Raw genomic sequence first — 16,525 nt, forward strand, 5'->3', positions numbered from 1 at the left:
TCACCCGTCCGCCACTAACCTCATCAGGAGCAAGCTCCATCAGAGATTCGTTCGACTTGCATGTATTAGGCACGCCGCCAGCGTTCGTCCTGAGCCAGGATCAAACTCTCCATAATAGTGAAGCCGAGGCTTCGTATTAAAGAGCCTTGAAGGCTCAATCTTTACAACTGGTTTGTCTTCCGACAGCCAAAGCCATCTTCCGACGTTTTGTTCGTTTTCTTACGCTCGATGTTCAGTTTTCAAAGAACAATTTGTCGTTTCTTGTTTGCGCCGTTATTCCGGCACAAGAATTATATCTTAACATATCATCTTGCGAGTTACAACCCTCAAATTCTTCCAGTCATTCGGAATCTCTGTTTAATCAACTCTTGAGTTCTGAACGAAATCTTCAAGTTGTTGCGGGCAAGAAATATAATTTATCATAGATTTAATATCTCTATCAACCCTCAAATTATTCCAAATTGAATAAGCATCCTAATTATCTTATCCACGCTTGTGCCAATTATCATGTTAGCTTCACCTTTTGGGCTGGGCAATAATACGATGAAGGTATCAATGATATTAGCCTAGAAGGGTGTGGCGACTATGAAGGGTAGCATCTTCAATTTTTATGCGGGTGGTAATACTGCGCAAGGGTATGCTAATCTGTTCGATTCTTCTTTTCAAGCATTGGAGCGCGTTTTCTTATTAGAAGGGGTCGCAGGTACAGGAAAGTCGATTAACATTTGTTCAATCGGGAACCAGTTGGCCGAGGAAGGTTACAGCATCTGGATGATCCATTGCTCCTCAGACAACGATGCTTTGGATGGAATCATCATTCCTGCTCTCAAGCTTGGTATTATCGATGGAACCTCCCCTCACATTTCTGTGCCTGAGCTGTCGGATGTTGAACTCGTCCATGCCAATTTAAGAGAAGCTTGTCACGAAGAGCGGTTGGAATCTCAACGATCAGAGATTGAGCGATTAAATGAAGAAATCTCTCAAGCCTACGAGCTCGCTTACTCCGGTTTCGCGGAAGCGCTTCGCGTCCATGATGATTGGGAGAAGTTATATATTACGAACATGGATTTTCAGGCAGCCGACGAGCTGACAAAGGAAATGATCGAAAATCTATATAGCGATCGGCAAATCGAGAAGCTGAGTCGAGTTGATCACAGGTTCCTGGGGGCGGCTACTCCGCGAGGGGCGATTGATTTTGTCCCTAACCTATCGGATGGCTTAAAGAGATATCTCATTAAAGGACGTCCTGGCTCCGGAAAATCCACCATGCTGAAAAAGCTAGCAGCTGTTGCCGTCGATCGTGGCTTTGACGTCGAAATCTACCATTGCGGATTTGATCCGAATAGTTTAGATATGGTCATTGTAAGAGAACTTGGATTTGCAATATTCGACAGCACTGCCCCCCACGAGTATTATCCGGATCGCCCTAGTGACGAAATCGTAGATATGTATGAACGTTGTATTAAACCAGGAACCGATGAACAATACTCAGAAGCGATTAGTCTCATCAAGGAACGTTACTCCTCAACGATGAAACAATCGACTCAATACCTAGCAAGAGCCAGATCCCTGCTGGATGAACTTGAACAAATTCATATCCAGTCTACGGATTTATCCATCCTTGAAGGTATTGCAGAAGAGATCAAACAGAGGATAACCGTCACTAATTGAAACCTATCATGCTCATAAATACAGCCAGCGTCTCCAAGACGCTGGCTTCTACCTTATCCATATCCTAATCTACGGCGCAGGAAAGACATCCGGATGCAGGAACGCTGCAAGCTTCTCTAAGCCCACAATAAGTCGAGGAGATGGCCTACAATAGAGGGGTTCCTCCATGATGCGGATCCGATCTTGTTGGACGGCCTGCAGCTGCGACCAATTCGGGCGCTGTTTAACGGAGTTCGGTTTCACATGCTGAGCTTTAACGCCCACCCATGCAAGTAAAATATAATCCGGCACCCGACTGAGCACATCCTCCAAATCTGTCTTTACACTTGCCCTAGGATCATCCGCATATACGTTTCTCGCTCCGGCTAGCTCACTAATCTCTGTTAGCCAATTGCCGCCTCCTGGCGTAAATACCGGCTTTGGCCACCATTCCCAATAAAGATTAGGCTTCTGCTCCACACGTTTACTCAACTCTGCATATCTATCCAGCTGCTGTTGATATTTATCCAAAGCAGCCTTTGCTTGTACAAGCTTATCCGTTGCCTCTCCAACAGTGAACATGTTGCGTCCGATATCGGCCAAGCTATTGGGATTCAGAACGATATAAGGAAGGTTCCTCTCTTTTAAGCCCTCTATATTCTTCTCCATGCCTGGCACGGTTAGTGAGGCTAAGATCAGATCCGGCTTAAGCTCCTCGACAGCATCGATGATTATATCCATATCTGATCCCAGTCTGGGCAGTCCTTCAATTGATTCAGGCCAATCAGAATATTTGTCCACGCCTACTATAGAAGAAGATAACCCCATAAATCCCAACAGCTCCGTATTACTAGGACAAAGCGATACAATTCTCATCCGGTCTGCCCCTCCTCACATTTCGATACCCATAACAGCGGAGACGCCTTCCTCGTAATAGTGCTTGATTGGTTTCATCTCCGTAACGAGATCAGCAATCTCCACGACTTCCGGCTGCGCATTCCGACCCGTCAGAACCAGATGCATCCCCTGCGGACGATTACGAATAACTTCTAGAACCTCACCAAGCGGCAATACATCATCAATTGGAAAAGTACTAATGGCTAGCGCATTGTTAATCTCATCTAAAATAATTAACTGATGTTCCCCGGACTCGATTCGTTCCTTCGCATATGCCCATGCCGTCTTCAAAGCCTCTCGATGCTCCTCAGGTGTTTTCGTCCAGGTAAATCCAATTCCCATCTGATGAATCTCAATACCTAACTTATCGAAAACAATCTTCTCCCCATAGGTACGCTGAGGCGACTTAATGAACTGAATGATCAGCACCTTGAATCCACGACCAACAGCTCGAACAGCCAATCCCATCGCTGCTGTCGTCTTTCCTTTGCCATCCCCCGTGTACACCAATGTCAATCCTCTTTCTTTAATCGGCTTACTCATGCTTCCATCCTCACCTTCCGTGGAGTTTACGTTACGAACTGATCTTCCCATCTATTCTCAATCCATCTATTCTCAATCCATCTATTCTCAATCCATCTATTCTCAATCGATATATCTCAACGGATCCAATCTTTTACTCCACAATCGATCCACCCTGCTGAAGGATAATTTGCGGGAGCTTATGAACCGGGTGCTCCACAATAATCGGTGTCGTTCCATAAACCTGCTCGATAAGCTGACTCTGTATAATCTCGGAGGGAGTCCCAATGCGGGCGACCTTACCGTTATGAATCATTAGCATACGATCACAATAGATCGCAGCTAGATTGAGATCATGAAGTACAGCAACAACCGTCATATTCGTTTCGTTCTGCCATGCTTTTACCCGATCCATCATCTGAATCTGATAGCCAATATCTAAGTAGGTTGTTGGCTCATCTAATAGAAGAAGCAGTGGCTGCTGCGCCATGACTTTGCCTAGCGCCACCCGCTGTCTCTCCCCACCACTCAGAAATTGTAGTGATCGATCCTGAAGCTCAACCAATCGAAGCTTATTCAGGATGGAGTCAACAATGTCCGCTTGCTCTTCCTTCTCTTCTCCTAGCCAATTCTGATAAGGATATCTCCCCATCTCGACGACTTCTCTCACAGTGAAATTCACCGGAGGGAGAGATTCCTGCTGCAGCACAGCAAGAGAACGGGACAATTGCTTACGCGAATACTTCTCAATCGGTTTTCCATCCATCAGAATTTCGCCTGAGCTTGCTTTCTCCACAGCGGATATCAGCTTGAGCAATGTCGATTTCCCGCTCCCATTGGGACCCAAAATACCGAAAAACTCCCCTTTTCTCACCGAAAATTGGATATCCTCCAGCACTTTAGCCTCGTTGTAGGATTTAGAGAGATGATTAACCTGTAACATATCTCTATGCCCCCAGCCTTTTCTTGTTTTTGCGAAGCAAGTATGCGAAGAACGGAGCACCAAGGAACGCAGTAACTACACCAAGCGGAATTTCTGTAGGGCTTAACAGCATACGTGAAAGCGTGTCCGCCCATAGCACGTAAATCCCCCCAAATATTGCGGTGATAGGAATTAGAATACGATAATCTGGACCCACCATTAACCGAACAAGATGAGGAACAACAAGTCCCACAAAACCAATCGTTCCAGCAACAGACACGGCTGCCGCTGTTATCAATGTAGATACGATTAGAACAATGAGACGCGTCCTAGCTACGTTGACACCCAGATGCTCTGCTTGCCTCTCTCCGAGAGAAAATAAATTCAAAGTTCTACCGTAATACAAGAGAACAACGAGACCCACTGCCAGAAAAGGTACGAGCATAATCGTGAAAGACCAGCCTCTCATCGACAAGCTCCCCATTAGCCAGAACACGATTTCGTTAATAACATTGTCGGACAGCGATACCATAAAGGAAACCATAGAGCCTAGAAAGGCTTGCACGACAACACCGGATAAAATTAAAGTTTCCAGTTGGAATTTGCCATTAATTCTGGCTAATCGGAGTACGATCATTAAGCTGATAACACCCGTAGTAAAAGCGACGAGCGGGATCGTCCAATGTCCTAGAAAGGCAATTTGTAAGCCAAAAAGAATAATAAAGGCTGCACCAACAGCAGATCCCGAAGCGACACCGAGTGTATACGGATCAGCGAGAGGATTGCGTAGCACACCTTGAAAGCCAGCGCCGGCTAGGGAGAGACAAGCCCCAATTAGAATAGCTAGAAGAACACGCGGCAAACGAACCTTTAGAATAATTTGCTCCGAGGAGATCGGCCAATCGGCAGTAACCCAGTCCCCAACATACGGGAGCTGATGCCACAATATCCCCCATACTTGGGCAAGTGGTAGCCGTGCGGTTCCCATCGATAAGCTCACGACTACGGAAAGAAGGAGGAGCACGAAGCCCGCTCCTCCCCATACAACTATTTTTCTACTCACTCTTCACCAATCCTGGATAGATGGCTTCCGAAAGTAACTTCAACGCTTCCGTAATCCGTGGTCCCGGTCTGGACAGAAGATCTTTATCCGTTCCAACCAGTTGCTTATCCTCAATGGCTTTGATTTTATCCCAACCACTACGTCCTTGGATGAGATCTTCAATTTTCTTGCCGCTCTTATCGTCTGTAATGTTCAACGGGTAAATAATAACGTCTGGGTTATCCGCAATAATCTTCTCTTCATTGATCGGATTCCAACCTTCTAGATCAGACGCAATGTTAATGCCCCCTGCAAGTGTGATGAGCTCATCCATAAACTCGCCTTTTCCCACAGTCCAGCCCGGAGAAAACTCAATGTATACTTTTTTCTTCTCTTCTGGTTTCAAAGTAGCCGCAGCTTCAGAAACCTTGCGAACGTCTTCTCTCATTTGTGCAACAAGTGCTTCTGCTTCCACTTGCTTGTCCGAGATTTGTCCGAATAAAAGAATGTTACCCAGTACATCCTCAATGTTCTTCGGTTCTGTCTTCACCAATTTCATACCTAAAGAGCGAAGATTCTCAGCGGCATCCTCTTTAATGGAGATGCCCGTGATAACAAGATCAGGCTCCAGTGCGATAATCGCTTCTGCATTGGGCTTCGAAACTCCGCCTACCTTTGGTTTATCCAGAACTTCTGGTGGATAGTTATCATAATCAGATACACCAACTACCTTGTCACCAAGACCAAGTGCATATAAAATTTCCGTCTCTGATACGGAAGTGGATACGATTTTCTCAGGAGCTTTATCGAACGTAAATTCAGTACCCGTAGCATCCTTAACCGTAAGTGGATAAGTTGTTTTTTTCTCAACAGCTTCAGCAGATGGTGATTCACTCGCAGCCGCTGAGGAGCTCGCACTTGCAGTTGGGCTTGCACTCTGTGTTGCTGCTGAATTGTTATCATCCTTATTTCCGCAGCCTGCTAAAGCAACTGCCAATACAACTGTTAATACTAATAACCAATAACGTTTCATTTCTCCATCTACCCCTCAATGTTGTTTGTTGAGAAGAGCTTGAACGATCAAATCCTTTTACCGGCAGGGCCATACAACGAGAAACCCCCTTGTCTCCATGAGGAAACAAGGGGGTTAGCAGATCAGGGAAAAATCCTATTATAATAGAATGCACTTATGCGATATCCTGATTCGGCCAGTCCTTTTCCACGAAGGATGTTCGTTGGCGAAGCCGAGTAGGCAGGTTTCCTGACTTACGAGTTAGATGACTCCCTCTCCTTCCCATTCCTTGCGGAACAGTGGTCTTGCGAGGTTATCCCCGTTAAACAGTGGCGGGACCGCGCCGGATTTGCACCGGCTTCCCTTTTAACCTTATACACATGATATGTTTAAGGCACCTACAGGCTGTAAAATATTAAATTGATCAAGCGTATATCTCTTTAAGGATTATAGCCTAGTGGCACATAAAAAAGAAGTGTCTAATCATCGAACCTCCCATAACCCTTTGCGTAGCTGCGCATTCGCTCATACATGGAACGATCCAGCTTCTTAAACGGATAAAATTGGGGATGGTTCGAATTAACCTCGAGAATCCACAAACGTTTGTTACGATCATAGGCGAAATCAATGCCCATTTCATGCATCCCACTTTTCCTACTGCTTAATACTCGTGCAACCGCTAGTGCCTTATTCGTTAAGGATTGAGTGATTTGCTCACGTTCATTCCTCGAGTACCCCTGCTGATTTAATAGCTCTTTAAACAAGATCGATTTGCCACCCTGATACACATTTGTTACGATTTTATTTCCTTTGCCAACCTTAGCCATAATTCCAGTACAAGTCCATGCTCCTCCGCGCTTCCGTTGAACCATAGCTCGAATATCATACGGCTGTCCTGATAATTTATCTAATACAATTCCACGCTGAATAATCATTTTACCTTTCTTACGTTCAACGACGAATCGATGACTGGAACGCACACTAGGTAAGAGATTTATCTTCTGCTTTTTATGCTCAATAAAATACATTTCATATCCCTTGGATGCACGTCGCATTTTAAATATACCTTTGCCATGCGATCCAATGTCAGGCTTGATATAGAGAGATTTGTATTTTCTTGCCATCTTAATGAGATTATTTTTGGAAAATGCAACGGTTTTAGGAACAATGTGTTTCAGCTGGGGGGTACTTGATAAGTATCGATTTACTCGCAGTTTCCCTCTTAAGGTCTTACTCTTGTACTTTTTGACGAACATCCCGCACCCGTCTCCCCCTCTGTTGTGAACTGTAATGTTATCTTATGAAAATGCTTGGACGATGGCACTGCGACAGCCTATCCCCAACATAGCAAAAGGCGACTATCTCCTGATAGCCGCCCCTCGACACTCTATATTCGAGCATCATTTCTCGTATTTCACAATAATGGCGTTGCTGATCTGACGGCCTGGTGTCGTTAAATACTTGCCATCAACGTATAATCCGCTTGAGGCTCCCCCGTCTAAATTCATAGCTTGGTAAGCGCCGGCTTGCTTCATAATTGCTGCGAGCTGCGGAATGGTCGCCCCGCCTATCGTTAGGAGAATGAGCTTGTGATCGCGAGTAATCCCAAGTGCGCTTCGCGCTCCGCCTCCCGTTAGTATTTTCGGGTCCTTGAAGCCCTCTGCAACGACATTAAGCTCTACCTTCCCATCCTTTACGAGACGAGGCCCGACTTGAACTCCGCCTTCAATCTTTATGTTGTTAAACTGCTCCTTGTAATAAGTTCCGGATATGAGCTTGACAAGGTTATTCTTATCGAAGGTGAAGATCGTTCGACGATCACTTAAATCCTTTTTCCTCTGTTCGCCACCACTAACGACGTTCCCATACGGAATCTTAATGTCAGATTTGGTATAGGCATCGAAGAAGGACCCATTAATCGCGACAGCGGCTCCATTCTTATTAGCAATGTTCTTCAAATCGTCAACACGGCCAATCTCATCGTGGGCCAATGCAACGTCCAACCTGATCTTAGGGTGCATCAGCGAGATGGTGACGACTTGTGTTTTGAAGCTTTTGCTCCCCACCTTGAATGTCTTGCTCTCACTGACGATTGGCTTGCTATTATTAGGATTAAGCGCTTGGCTGATAACGGGTAATTCTGCGGTTTGTTCGTCTAACGTCACACTTACGGATGAAGTGTCACCTTTCCACTCCTGCTTCATTTTCAACGTATCGGTAACGAAACGAAGTGGCACGTACTTAACTCCTTGTGCAATGTAAGGCAGATCCGTTAATTCAACCTGCTCCTCATTGACGGATGCTAGCCTCTTTCCTATATACATGGAAATCTTTGTTTGCTCGTAGGTCATATCAACCCGCTGTTCCGCCGAATCCCAATTCACATTGACTCCGACACCACTTAAGAATTGAATGGGAACAAAGGTCGTTGATTTCTGCGCATCCAGGTAACCAAAGCTTTTGGGCTCTGTTGAAGCCCAGCTTGTAGATACGAAACATAAGCAGGAGAGAAGCAGCAACACGATAATTCTTTTCATAATCGAAAACTCCTTGTACTCTAGTTGTTTATCACACCTTTCTTTATCGGATAATTATGGAAGATTAATTAGGCTGGAATAACCTCAAGCCATTGGATACCTATCGAATTGTCTATCGAACTAAGCTCGATTCGATGTAATCCAGCAGCAAGCTTTACCGGGTTATGTGTTCGTTTGGTTCCCCATAAGCTGTCGACCAGCTCTATTCTTTCGATCGATTCACCGTCTATCGTGACAGCAAGTCCCGCGCTCCCATTAGGAGCGAATAAACACAAATCTATGAAATATAATGAAGCCTCTGCGGTATCCGCAACTGTGAAATCATAGGAAACCCAATCTTCAGCAGCTAATTGCACATACATCCACTCATCTGCTTTCCATGCCTCCCCCTTACCATGCTCAAAGCTTGGGGTTTCCCTCGAACCTTCGACAAATCGGATATCCACTCCATCTTGATTCCGAAAGCCAATGGGGTTACGCTTCCCTTCCTTGATCCCATAGCTTACACCCGCACCCTTATAACCATAGAAGATTGCCGGTATTCGAGCCTTCGGCCTACGGAATAGGGATAATGTAACCTCCGGGTGATAAATACACTCTACGAAAGAAATGTTATGCAAATACTCCCACAGAATACGCTCAGCGGTCGCCTCATCCGGCTTACTCCCGCCTTCCAAATAATCGATCAGAAGCTGCCAACCAGATGGGATGTTTACCGAGCAAGGGGAATTGTCTTTACCCATCTTCTTCCACGTCCAGAAGTTCCATGAGATGTTATGATCCTCGAATAACCGAAACGCACCTGCGTACCATTCCTTATTATTCTCGCCCCCCTCACCCATGTAGATCGGAACATTCCACTCTTCTCTTTTATCCAAGTAGGTTTGTATGCTCTCCGTGTCTGGATTGTTCCAGTACTTATGAAATTGAAGCATTAGATTGTTATCGAATGGATCATCGAAGATCGACCAGTCCGTAGCCCAGTGCGCACCTTCAAGAATAATCATATGACGATCGTCTACCTCACGGATTGCTTTCGTAATATCTCGGTATAGCGGCATAATTTGATTATTATAGGAAGAGAACCAATTCGGAAGCGGCTCATTCAACAGATCATAGCCCGCGACTATCCACTCATCCTTATATCGTTTTGCTAGCATCCTCCACAAATCAATAGTCATCTGTTTATTATTTTCGTCGATGAACAATTCCGGCTGATCATTCTCTGAATCATCAATATTCGTACCTGTTTGCCCACCTGGAGCGCCATGTAGATCCAAAATGACATAAAGTCGATGCTCGCGACACCAACCAATGACCTTATCAAGCAACACCAGATGTTGCTCATGATATTGAACAGCTCCTGCATCACCTTCAACAATTAGAAATCTAGAATTAATCGGTACTCGCACGGAATTGTAGCCATCTGCTGCAATTTGCTTAATATCCTCTTCAGAGGTATATCGTTCATAGTAGATTTCCCAGAATTGCTCGGCCTTCTCTTCACCAACTAGTTCCTTAACCATAAGCTCAATCCGACGCGGACGATCTCCTCCATTAGGGAACATCCACATATATCCCTCTGGAAGCATCCAGCTCCCAAATCCAACTCCACGAAGAAGAATCTCCCGCCCTTCGCCGTTGATCAGCTTTTGCCCTACCGCCTTTAGAAATCCAGTAACTTCATGCCCTTGTGATAATGTCAAAGTCGTTCTCTCCCTCGTTAGGCTTAAAACCCGCTGGCTCTAACCTTTGATCGCACCTTCTGCAATTCCATTGAGAATATATTTTTGCAGGATTAGATAAAAGATAACGACAGGTAGCATGGCCAATATTAATGAAGCCAATATGTTTGACCAATCATTGCTATACTCACCGAACAGCATATTGGTGGATAAGAGCAGCGTATAGCTGTCAGAATTCGTCAACATCAACAGTGGTAGCAGAAAATCATTCCACATCCACAGTAAATTTAAAATCGCGATAGTAGCAGTTACTGGAAGCAGCAGCGGGAAGATCACTGCGTAGAACAGCCTAAGTTCACCACACCCATCAATAATAGCAGCTTCATCTAAGTCTCTTGGAATGGATTTCACAAAGCCATGATATAAGAAAATAGCCATTGAAACGCCCAGTCCGATATAAATCATTCCCAATCCATAAATAGAGCCTTGTATGGATAATTCATTCGATATTTTCACAAGGGTAATCATAATGGAATGGAAAGGAATCAACATAGATAGGATGAATAGTCCAAACAAAGCCGAGCTTAATTTGCCTTTGGTTCGAGAGAGCTTATACCCTGCCAAAGATGCACACACAATAATTCCTATCAAGCCAACAGCTGCAATTTGTATCGTATTCCCTAAGCTCCGAAAAAAATGAATTTTCTCAAAAGCGCTCGAAAAATTATTGAATTGAACTTTAGCAGGAAAAGATAAGATGTTCGTTAGCATCTCGCTTTGCGTTTTCACCGAATTAAGAATCCCCATATAGATGGGAAACAGCATGACAACTGCTCCGAGAAGCAGGAAGAGAAGAACGAGACCAGAGCCAGCTCGGCGACTTAACCGAACACCTCCCGCGTTTCCGCTGCTATTCCTCATGCTTCCACCTCTCTTCTCTTCATGATCCATAATTGAACAATCGTAATTATAAATACGATCAGGAATAAGATCATTGCTTTTGCACTTGCATAGCCATAACGATTACTCTGACTAAATGCTTCTTCAAAAATATTAAGCGCAATAACCTGTGTAGCCCTGCCTGGTCCGCCACCTGTAAGAGCAAACACCGCTTCAAACACTTTAAACGAGTTATTCAATGTCACGAACAGTCCGATCGTTAGAGCGGGATAAATCATAGGTAGAGTAACATTCCGAAAGGTTTGCAAAGCACTGGCTCCATCAATCGCAGCAGCTTCCTTTAGTTGCTGAGGAACACCTTGAAGCGCTGCAATATAGATGACCATTAGATAGCCAACTCCACTCCAGAGCGAAAGAATTAGGAGCGCAAAGAAGGATAGTCTTGGATCCCCAATCCACGATTGATCTAGAAATTTAAAGACCGTGTGCTCCGCGATATAAGGTAGAACCTTAGTGAATATAAACATCCACATGAAGCCACCGATAATTAAGCTAATCATATTAGGCATAAAGAAGATCGTCCGGAACCATACTTTGCTGCGCTTACGAGATTCAATCAACACCGCTAATAAGATAGCAAAGAAGTTCGATAGGATGACCATAAACACAACGTACTTAAGGGTAAAGCCTATGGAATCAAGGAAGAAACGATCCTCCGAGAGCGCTTCGATATAATTGCTGAATCCCACCATCTCATAGGTGGGATTCAGTCCGTTCCAATCCGTTAAGCTGTACCACACCCCCCCGATAGAGGGGGCGAGTACAAATACGGAATAGAATAGGAGGGCTGGGAAAACGAAAGCTAGCAGAATGAGAGTTTTCTTCCCATTTCTGATGAAACTCATATCCTATCACTCCTATCCAGTTAGCCATGACTCAGATTTTCCTTCGCTGCTGCTTTAACCGCCGCTGCCCATGTTTTATCCATCGTTGCGATAAAGTCCTCTTTCGTAACGGTTTTGGCATAATAGCTTTGCAATAGCTTAGCTTGCTCATCTGTAACCCCATTAGGAAGCGATAAATCTTGGTAGGCCTGACCATTCGCCACATAAGCAGAGGATTCTTCTACCCATGGACTCACTTTGAATTGGTGAACCGTTGAGATCGGATTAAACTTCAATTGCTCGAACAATGCGGAAGAGTCCTTCTCGTCAAGAATATAGTTCAGTAAATCAAGCGCAACTTCTTTGTTCTTACTTGCTGGTGATAAGGCTAGAGAAGTTGAGGTAGAAAGGTTAATCATTGTATCTTTCGCATTATTACTTACTGGAAGTGCTGCAACGCCGATTTCAAAATCTGCATTTACCTTCAAGATTGCATCTGCATTCCAAGGTCCTTGAACCCACATTGCTGATTTTCCATTTGCAAAATCAGCTGCACCCGCTTCATTGCCAACTTCAAATGGCTTTTTAGTTCCATTCGCATTAATCAAATCAATAATATCGAAGATAGCCGCAATATCTTTGTAGGAAGCTTGACCTGCATTCATCTTTTCAATCCAATCTGGATGCTGCGAGGATACGATCCCACCAAGCGATTGTGCAGTCATCAGCTGTGGTACCCATGACTCTTGGAATGCCAGCTGGAAAGGTGCAATGCTTGCTGCTTTCAATTTCTCAATAACCACTTTCATTTCATCCAAAGTGTTTGGTGGGGTTAACCCTAAATCCTTAAACATTTTCTTGTTGTACAAATATCCCCATGTGGAGCTTTCTAAAGGTAGGACGACAACTTTACCATCGTAGGTTACTGTTTTCTTAATCGGTTCGTATAAGCTTTTGATAGCAGGTTGATCGGCAAGATCACTTAAGTAACCCGCGTTATAGTAAGTCGGGATGTCATTCGCATGAATCGTGAACAAGTCCGGGGAATCGTTCGAAGCTAGACGCGTTTGTAAAATTTGTTTAGCCTGATCAGAATTCGGCATTTCTGCTTTGATCGTCACCTCGATATTTTTGTCCGCTAATTCCTTCGCCTTAAATTGCTCGAAATAGGCTTCAAATTGGTCCTTATACTGTGGGTAGCTCATAAATACATTTAGTTCCACCTTCGTAGGCTTGGCTGGTGTCGCTGCTTCCGGCGTGCTCGTTGTTGTGCTAACTGGAGCCTCACTGCTAGCAGATGGTTCAGTATTTTTGTTCCCATTCCCACATCCAGAGATGACCATTAATAGTACGACAGCAATCAGACTTGCATTGATGATTTTCTTCATGGCTGGTTTTGCCCCCTCATATTTAACTTCATCCTCAGTATGGTGGAAGCGCTTACGGTTTTCATTGCAGGATATTAACGTCTTCTATTGCACAATATTGAGGTGAAGCATCCCTCTGAGCTTTCATCGCTATTCCTTCCCATTACGCAATTCTCCCGGTGCAAATCCGTAATGCTTCTTAAATACCCGATAGAAATAAGCCACATCCATATAGCCTGTCATCTCTGCTGCATGCTTAATGGAAAGCTTATGCTCGACGATCAACTGCTTCGCTTTTTCCATTCTTCTACGTATGATGTAGTCGGTCACGGTTTCGCCGCTGAAGGTTTTGAATGATCGGCTTAGATGCTCTTTGCTTATATAGAAATAATCAGCAAGTGTCTCTAGCGATATTGTATTCTTATAATTACGATTAATATAAGCAAGGACTTCACTCATATCTAATTTACTTCTTTTTTTACGGGCTTCTTGTACAAAATCAATGGCCTGCTTGTATATTCCGCCTATACGTCCGATCATCTCTATCACAGATTGCTCTACGCTTTCTTCAGGCAGCTTCGGCGGCGCTAGCTGTGCGATCCATAGACTCCATTCTAGCTCTAGCTCGCTTGTCGCAACAAAATGCTCAAGCATCTGCATAAAATCATGTCCGATTTCCTTCAGCCTACTGCTCTCAAAATGCTCTGAATCCAAAAAATGCTGCAAGGCTGTTAACGTCTGTGAGACTCCCACCGCATTCAAGTCCAATAAATAGCCATAAACCAAGTGCCGGTATTCCAAATACTGATCCAATACAATGGAATCCGTCATTAGGAGTGGCGTATTCCTAGGCATAGCTGAGATTTGCTTTGTTTGCTGTAGCTCACGCACGCATTGCGCTAGAGCTGCATTAAGCTCATCCGGATCAACGGGCTTAAGTAAGTAATCTTTGGCTTGGGAATGAATCGCCTGCTTGAGATAGACGAAATCATCATAGCCGCTCATCACGATGATTTTGAGAAAGGGATGTTGTTCCTTCAGAGCTTTCAATAGGTCCACGCCATCTATCCCCGGCATTCTCATGTCTGTTACGACAATGTCTGGGGATAGCTCATCAATCATTCTTAAGCTCTCTAAACCATCCTCTGCCTCTCCAACAATCGTCAATTGGAGCATGTCCCATTCCCCTAGCTGCTTAATCACTTTTCTAGACCAAGGCTCGTCATCGACAATCATCACCTTATACATGTTCTTCACCCTTTACTTTCATAGGTAGCGTAAATAAAACGATCGTTCCCATACCTTGCTTACTATATATACGTATACCCGAACGTTCACCGAAATGGAGCTTTAACCGGGAATCCACATTTTTTAAGCCTATCCCTTTTCTTCTTCCACTTGGTTCTTTATCAGAGAGATTCGCATTACTGTCATTCCCCGAGCGCAAGTCATTCCGTATCTCGCCAAGCTTATCCTCATCTAGTCCGACGCCACTGTCCAGAACAGCAATGAGAATGCGGTTATGAATTCGTTTGATTCTTACTTCTACAGACCAGCTTCCCGCCTTACTTTGTAGTCCATGCTCGAACGCATTTTCCACAATCGGTTGTAGAGTAAATTTAGGAAGTCGACACTCTGTCGATGCCTCATCATTGTTCACGATGACTTGGCAACGTCCGATGAATCTTTGCTCTTGGATAAAAATATAGTTCTGCATGTGCTTAAGCTCATCACCAAATAATACTAAATCGCTTCCCGTGCTAATCGAATACCTTAATAAATCTCCAATTACCCGCGTAACCCGATATATTTCCGGAGCATCCTTTTCAAGCGCCATACCCCCAATTAAATGCAGCGTATTATTCAGAAAATGAGGATTAATCTGCGCCTGTAGTGTTCTGAGCTGCGAGGTCTTCATATCAATTTCTCTCTGGTACTCGACCTCGATCAGCTCTTTCATCCGCTGCATCATCGAATTATATCCATGCTCTAGCAAGCCGATCTCATCGGTATTCTTAACCGACTTCAATTCAAAGCTTTGAATTTCTGCCTTTCTCATCGTCCGAGCTAGACTAACTATTGGCTTACTAATTCGTAATGAAATAAGAATGGACAGGATTACAGATGCGGCGACAAATAAAATCCCGATAACAATCCCCGCTTTGATTGTAGCTTGTGCGCTCTGATTAATCGTTTCCACCGGGATCGCCTTAATTATCGTCATTTTCCCTTTGCTGACCTTCTGCATGAAAAAATAATATTTATTTATTTTCTGAAATCCTAGGCCAGTCTCAGGTACTTCTAGACTGTTAATTAGAGAATATGAAGCTTCCGAATCCTTACTATTGGTCGAGCCAGACAGCAATTCTCCTTCGTCATTAAGCAGGAAAACAGAGCTGTCTTGTTCTGATTTAAGAATCGTGCCTATTTCATCCCAAACCTTACGGTTAATTCTAACGGAGAGACCACCAAGGAGCTTACGATCTTCAAAACGATTCATACTGTGAAAAGCATAAATCCCATTGACCTCCTGCTTGAAATACATATTGATAGGGGTTTCCAGCATTCGGCTCCATGGTCCATCCTGAATGTCTAGATAGGTAATCAATCCGCTACTCGTAAAGTTAACGGATATTGCCTTTTTATTATCGTGAATATATAGGGTGAAATCATCGATTTTATTGGAATTGGCATAGAATACTTGTTTTAGAGTATCGCTAATATACTTCTGCGTCGTAAATTGAAGGCTTAAATTAGGGGTATCCACCGTGGTCAGGTTGCTCATTAATTGCGTATTAATCTGTACAGTATAGAACAATGTATCGATCTGCTGAATGAGCTCATTCAGATACTGATTCACCCATTCCATCCGCGAAACGTTAGCATTGATGATTTCCTGCTCAACGGAATGTCGAGTGTTGTTAGAAGCAAGCCAAGTGACGGTCGCCACAGGCAAAGTCGTTAAGCAAATCATCAGTAACATCAGCTTGAAACGAATCCCTACTCTTCTCTTCACGGATTGTCCTCATCTCGCTTCTCGTCCTATCAACCTATCATTACTCTTATCCTCATTTGCTGTCAACGATTAACCGTGAAAGAAAAAGACG

The 16,525-nt window shown here is 44.1% G+C and carries 14 protein-coding genes, 1 rRNA gene and 1 riboswitch; of the genes, 1 reads left to right on the forward strand and 14 read right to left on the reverse strand.

The window, feature by feature from the left end:
* Positions 1-116 (reverse strand): 16S ribosomal RNA (locus M1K58_RS28880); the annotation flags it as partial.
* A gap of 469 nt (positions 117-585) precedes the next feature.
* On the opposite strand from M1K58_RS28880, the gene M1K58_RS28885 reads away from it, so the two are divergent.
* A complete protein-coding gene (locus M1K58_RS28885) occupies positions 586-1,671 on the forward strand; it encodes a PRK06851 family protein (RefSeq protein ID WP_256762378.1) in 1,086 nt (361 codons plus the stop codon).
* 69 nt (positions 1,672-1,740) lie between these two features.
* Here M1K58_RS28885 and M1K58_RS28890 read toward each other — a convergent pair whose 3' ends face one another.
* The 13 genes from M1K58_RS28890 to M1K58_RS28950 form a co-directional block, all read right to left on the reverse strand.
* On the reverse strand, positions 1,741-2,526 hold the full coding sequence (locus M1K58_RS28890; RefSeq protein ID WP_256762379.1) for an ABC transporter substrate-binding protein: 786 nt from the start codon (positions 2,524-2,526) through the stop codon (positions 1,741-1,743).
* A gap of 15 nt (positions 2,527-2,541) precedes the next feature.
* A complete protein-coding gene (gene cobO / locus M1K58_RS28895; protein WP_256762380.1) occupies positions 2,542-3,141 on the reverse strand; it encodes a cob(I)yrinic acid a,c-diamide adenosyltransferase in 600 nt (199 codons plus the stop codon).
* Positions 3,142-3,223: 82 nt separating this feature from the next.
* Complete coding sequence (locus M1K58_RS28900) at positions 3,224-4,012, reverse strand: ABC transporter ATP-binding protein (protein WP_256762381.1); 789 nt, start codon at positions 4,010-4,012, stop codon at positions 3,224-3,226.
* 4 nt (positions 4,013-4,016) lie between these two features.
* Positions 4,017-5,054 carry a FecCD family ABC transporter permease gene (locus tag M1K58_RS28905; RefSeq protein ID WP_256762382.1) on the reverse strand — a complete coding sequence of 346 codons (1,038 nt, stop codon included), beginning with the start codon at positions 5,052-5,054 and terminating at the stop codon, positions 4,017-4,019.
* Positions 5,047-6,066, reverse strand: coding sequence for an ABC transporter substrate-binding protein (locus M1K58_RS28910; protein ID WP_256762383.1), 1,020 nt, complete (start codon positions 6,064-6,066; stop codon positions 5,047-5,049). Before M1K58_RS28910 ends, M1K58_RS28905 begins: the two co-directional genes overlap by 8 nt.
* A 201-nt stretch (positions 6,067-6,267) precedes the next feature.
* A riboswitch (cobalamin riboswitch) is annotated at positions 6,268-6,462 on the reverse strand.
* A 62-nt stretch (positions 6,463-6,524) separates the two neighbouring features.
* Entirely contained in the window at positions 6,525-7,301 is a 777-nt protein-coding gene (locus M1K58_RS28915; protein ID WP_256762384.1) for a YheC/YheD family protein, read from the reverse strand.
* A 144-nt stretch (positions 7,302-7,445) separates the two neighbouring features.
* A complete protein-coding gene (locus tag M1K58_RS28920) occupies positions 7,446-8,582 on the reverse strand; it encodes a phosphodiester glycosidase family protein (protein WP_256762386.1) in 1,137 nt (378 codons plus the stop codon).
* Between the two features lie 68 nt (positions 8,583-8,650).
* On the reverse strand, positions 8,651-10,288 hold the full coding sequence (locus tag M1K58_RS28925; RefSeq protein WP_256762387.1) for a cellulase family glycosylhydrolase: 1,638 nt from the start codon (positions 10,286-10,288) through the stop codon (positions 8,651-8,653).
* 39 nt (positions 10,289-10,327) lie between these two features.
* Positions 10,328-11,188, reverse strand: a complete 861-nt coding sequence (locus M1K58_RS28930) for a carbohydrate ABC transporter permease (RefSeq protein WP_256762388.1) — start codon at positions 11,186-11,188, stop codon at positions 10,328-10,330.
* Entirely contained in the window at positions 11,185-12,072 is an 888-nt protein-coding gene (locus M1K58_RS28935) for a carbohydrate ABC transporter permease (protein WP_256762389.1), read from the reverse strand. The genes M1K58_RS28930 and M1K58_RS28935 overlap by 4 nt, the downstream gene beginning before the upstream one ends.
* A 20-nt stretch (positions 12,073-12,092) precedes the next feature.
* Positions 12,093-13,439 carry an ABC transporter substrate-binding protein gene (locus M1K58_RS28940; protein WP_256762390.1) on the reverse strand — a complete coding sequence of 449 codons (1,347 nt, stop codon included), beginning with the start codon at positions 13,437-13,439 and terminating at the stop codon, positions 12,093-12,095.
* Positions 13,440-13,568: 129 nt separating this feature from the next.
* Positions 13,569-14,666 carry a response regulator gene (locus M1K58_RS28945; RefSeq protein ID WP_256762391.1) on the reverse strand — a complete coding sequence of 366 codons (1,098 nt, stop codon included), beginning with the start codon at positions 14,664-14,666 and terminating at the stop codon, positions 13,569-13,571.
* A complete protein-coding gene (locus tag M1K58_RS28950; RefSeq protein ID WP_256762392.1) occupies positions 14,659-16,434 on the reverse strand; it encodes a sensor histidine kinase in 1,776 nt (591 codons plus the stop codon). Before M1K58_RS28950 ends, M1K58_RS28945 begins: the two co-directional genes overlap by 8 nt.
* Positions 16,435-16,525 lie beyond the last annotated feature (91 nt).

This window comes from Cohnella sp. WQ 127256, from assembly GCF_024519285.1.
In the GTDB taxonomy this organism is placed as follows: domain Bacteria; phylum Bacillota; class Bacilli; order Paenibacillales; family Paenibacillaceae; genus Cohnella.

Bases quoted from the DNA above. Each gene is read 5' to 3' on its own strand.
- M1K58_RS28920 (WP_256762386.1), bottom strand. From the start codon at position 8,582: ATGAAAAGAATTATCGTGTTGCTGCTTCTCTCCTGCTTATGTTTCGTA.
- M1K58_RS28900 (WP_256762381.1), bottom strand. From the start codon at position 4,012: ATGTTACAGGTTAATCATCTCTCTAAATCCTACAACGAGGCTAAAGTG.
- M1K58_RS28930 (WP_256762388.1), bottom strand. From the start codon at position 11,188: ATGAGGAATAGCAGCGGAAACGCGGGAGGTGTTCGGTTAAGTCGCCGA.
- M1K58_RS28910 (WP_256762383.1), bottom strand. From the start codon at position 6,066: ATGAAACGTTATTGGTTATTAGTATTAACAGTTGTATTGGCAGTTGCT.
- M1K58_RS28935 (WP_256762389.1), bottom strand. From the start codon at position 12,072: ATGAGTTTCATCAGAAATGGGAAGAAAACTCTCATTCTGCTAGCTTTC.
- cobO (WP_256762380.1), bottom strand. From the start codon at position 3,141: ATGGGAAGATCAGTTCGTAACGTAAACTCCACGGAAGGTGAGGATGGA.
- M1K58_RS28915 (WP_256762384.1), bottom strand. From the start codon at position 7,301: ATGTTCGTCAAAAAGTACAAGAGTAAGACCTTAAGAGGGAAACTGCGA.
- M1K58_RS28940 (WP_256762390.1), bottom strand. From the start codon at position 13,439: ATGAAGAAAATCATCAATGCAAGTCTGATTGCTGTCGTACTATTAATG.
- M1K58_RS28890 (WP_256762379.1), bottom strand. From the start codon at position 2,526: ATGAGAATTGTATCGCTTTGTCCTAGTAATACGGAGCTGTTGGGATTT.
- M1K58_RS28885 (WP_256762378.1), top strand. From the start codon at position 586: ATGAAGGGTAGCATCTTCAATTTTTATGCGGGTGGTAATACTGCGCAA.
- M1K58_RS28945 (WP_256762391.1), bottom strand. From the start codon at position 14,666: ATGTATAAGGTGATGATTGTCGATGACGAGCCTTGGTCTAGAAAAGTG.